Origin of the sequence: Streptomyces sp. NPDC002785 (genome assembly GCF_040295565.1) — a bacterium.
In the GTDB taxonomy this organism is placed as follows: domain Bacteria; phylum Actinomycetota; class Actinomycetes; order Streptomycetales; family Streptomycetaceae; genus Streptomyces.
In genome coordinates, this window is sequence record NZ_JBEOVN010000359.1 from 1 (window position 1) to 3,456 (window position 3,456).

The following is a 3,456-nucleotide window of genomic DNA, read 5'->3' on the forward strand; positions in this document are numbered from 1 at the left end:
GTCCGGAGGCCGCCCGTCGTGCATCACGACGGACGGCCTCCGGACACCCCGCTTCACCTCAGACGCGTACGGGATCGGGCTCCGTCTGGGGCCGTGCGGCCACCGGCGCCCCGTGGCTGAGCTTCTCGCCCTCGACATCCACCCGGGGCACGAACTTCCCCAGCCACCCGGGCAGCCACCACGCCCGGTCGCCGAGGAGGGCGAGAACGGCCGGGACGATCGTCATCCGGACGACGAACGCGTCGAAGAAGACGGCCGAGGCGAGGCCGGCGCCCATCATCTTGACCATCGCCTCGCTCATCCCGATGAACCCGGCGAACACCGCGATCATGATGACCGCCGCGGCCACGACGACCCGGGCGCTGTGCCGGAAACCGGTGACGATCGCCTCATCGGGCCGCTCCCCGTGGACGTACGCCTCCCGCATCCGCGTCACGAGGAAGACCTCGTAATCCATGGCCAGACCGAAGACCACACCGATCAGGAAGATCGGCATCATGCTCATCACGGGCCCGGTCTGCTCGACGCCGAGGGCGTCGGCGAGCCAGCCCCACTGGAAGACCGCGACGATCGTGCCGAAGGCCGCCGCCACGGACAGCAGGAAGCCGAGGGCCGCCTTGAGCGGGACCAGCAGGGAGCGGAAGACGATCATCAGGAGCAGGAAGGCCAGGCCGACGACGAGCGCGAGATAGGGCACCAGCGCGTCGTTGACCTTCTGCGACACATCGATGTTCACCGCGGTCGTGCCGGTGACGAGCATCGACGCACCGGTCCTGGACTCCAGGCCTCGTGCCTCGTCGCGGATCGTGTGGACGAGGTCCGTGGTGGCCGCGGAGCTCGGGCCGGTGGCGGGCACGGCGGTGAACAGCGCGGTGTCGCCCGCCTTGTTGAAGGCGGGGGGCGTCACGGCCACGACGCCGTCGGTGGTGGAGAGTTCCTTGGCGGCCTGCGCAGCTGCGGCCTTCGGGTCGTCCGAGCCCTTGGCGTCGATGACGACGGTGAGCGGCCCGTTGAAGCCGGGGCCGAAGCCCTCGGCCAGGGCGTCGTAGGCGCGGCGCTTGGTGGTCGAGGTGGGCTGCGACTCGTCGCCCGGCATGCCGAGCTGGAGATCGAGCGCCGGTACGGAGAGCAGACCGAGGCCGAGGACACCGAGCACGAGGACCGCGAGGGGCCGGCGGACCACGAAGCGGGCCCAGCGGGTACCCATATTTGGCTCGGCGTCCTTGGAATCCATGCCGCCCTTTGTGCGCTGCCTGCCCCTGGCCCTGCGCTCGGTGCGCGGCAGGACGGCCTTCTGGAAGAAGCCGAGCAGCGCGGGCAGCAGGGTCATCGCCACCAGGACGGCGATCACGACGGTGCTCGCCGCGGCGAGGCCCATCTTGGTGAGGATGGGGATGCCGACCACGGACAGTCCGGCCAGGGCTATGACGACGGTGAGGCCGGCGAAGACGACGGCGGAGCCCGCCGTTCCCACGGCCCGTGCCACGGCCTCCTCGGCGCTGTGGCCCTCCGTGCGTTCCGTCCGGTAGCGCGAGACGATGAACAGGGCGTAGTCGATGCCGACCGCGAGCCCCAGCATCAGGGCGAGCGTGGTGGTCGTCGTGGACATCCCGATGGCGACGATCGAGGCCACGCCGACGCCGATGCCGACGATCGCGGTGAGCAGCGGGAGGCCCGCCGCGGCGAGCGACCCGAAGGTGATGAGCAGGACGACCGCGGCCGCGGCGACGCCGATGAGTTCGGTCCTGCCACCGTGCCCGGCCTCCGGCTGCAGGGCGGAGCCGCCGAGCTCCACGGTCAGACCGGCTTTCCGCCCGTCCTCCGCGGCGTTTTCCAGCGCCTTGGTGGTGGCGTCGGTGAGGTCGGTGCTCCGTGCGTCGTACGAGATGGTGGAGTACGCGGTCGTGCCGTCCTTGCTGACGGCTCCGGCCATGTCGAACGGATTGAGGGCGCCCTTGACCTGCGAGCCGCCCGCCACGTCCGCGACAATTCTCTCGACGGCCGCCTTGTTCGCGCCCGCGGTGACCTTCTGGCCCTTGGGAGCGACGAAGACGATACGGGCGTCGGCGCTGTTGGAGTTCCCGCCGGGGAAGCGCTGATCCAGCAGGTCGAACGCGCGCTGCGACTCCGTGCCGGGCATCGAGAACCCGTCCTCGGCGGCGTCCGGCGCCTTGGCCGCGGCGAACGCGCAGGCGGCCAGGACCGCCACCCAGAGCAGGGCGACGAGCCGGCGTCTCCGGAAGGAAAAGCGGCCTAGCCGGTAAAGGAAGGTAGCCACGAAGGGGCGCTCCAGTCTGGATCGGGCAACAGCTCGGCGGCGCGAGTGCCGCGCTCCGGCCGTGCCGGAGCACGGCGGCGCCGGAGGAATGCCTCAATCCTTCGTGAACGGGGGCGTCATCGTCGTCGTCCGCCTGCATGCAGTTCTACGTACTGTCGATGCAGTACGCGGAGTGTGCGCCGTACCCCTTGAACAGGACGTTTCCGGTGTGCCGCACCACCCCTGGGGCTTACGACCTGAGCGAATCCGACCTGCGCCACGCCCTGCTCGCCGAACGCCTACCCAGCGGATTGACCGTCGGGCTGTCCGAAGTCCTGGGTCCAGTAGTTGCCGGGCTGCGCGAGGCCCACGCCGATTTCCTTGAACGAGCAGTCGAGGATGTTGCGTTTGTGGCCGGGGCTGTTCATCCAGCCCGCCATGACGCTTTCGGGGGTGGTGTAGCCGTAGGCGACGTTCTCGCCGTACCCGCTCCGGTCGTATCCGGCGTGCATGATCCGGTCGCCCGGGTCCGAGCCGTCGGAGCCGGTGTGGGACATGTTCCGTTGGGATGCCATGTCCGCGCTGTGCTTCCGGGCGGCCTTCGTCAGCTTCGCGTTCGCCTTCAGTGGTGAGCAACCGACCGCGTCGCGCGCGCTGTTGACGAGCTTCAGCAGGCGGGTGGCTTCCTTCTCATGAGGGCTGAAGGCGGCCCAGGCGGTAGCGGAGGGCACATACGCGGCTTCTGCGGTTTGCGTGACTCCCATGGTTCCCACGGCTCCCAAAGCGACGACAGTAATGGCCACCCGTCGGCGGGACCTCTTCGCGTGGTGCTTCCTCATGTGATGTGACCTCGCTCGATACTCGTTGTTCGCGTGGGAGCGGCTTCAAGAGAGTGCTGCGGGAAGCGTCTGACGTGTGGACGACCTGTACGTAGCCCGGACTCCGGCGTCCTCGCCGCCTCCGGCGCTCCGCACCTGGCCCACGCTGCGGCAAGCAAACCTGCATCGGAACGATCCCCGTTGTCAGTGACGGGGTGTCAGACGGTTCTCTATAAGACCGACCGGCACATGGGGGGCGGCGTCGCGGGGCTGGGCACGCGCATCTGCCGCGTTGTCGTCAATCACCAACGCTCCGCGTTGCCTCAATCCTCCGCCTTGCAGCTGCACGCACCCAGCCCCGCTCCTTCTCCCACCCCCCAT

At 69.3% G+C, this 3,456-nt stretch carries 2 protein-coding genes; both read right to left on the reverse strand.

Annotated elements, in window-relative coordinates:
- Positions 1 to 58 precede the first annotated feature (58 nt).
- The gene (locus ABTZ94_RS36875) at positions 59 to 2,278 is read right to left on the reverse strand and encodes an MMPL family transporter (RefSeq protein WP_351207724.1); all 2,220 of its coding nucleotides are present in this window, start codon (positions 2,276 to 2,278) and stop codon (positions 59 to 61) included.
- A gap of 278 nt (positions 2,279 to 2,556) precedes the next feature.
- Positions 2,557 to 3,021 (reverse strand): CAP domain-containing protein, encoded by a 465-nt coding sequence (locus tag ABTZ94_RS36880; RefSeq protein WP_351207726.1) that lies wholly within the window; start codon positions 3,019 to 3,021, stop codon positions 2,557 to 2,559.
- Between the last annotated feature and the right edge of the window lie 435 nt (positions 3,022 to 3,456).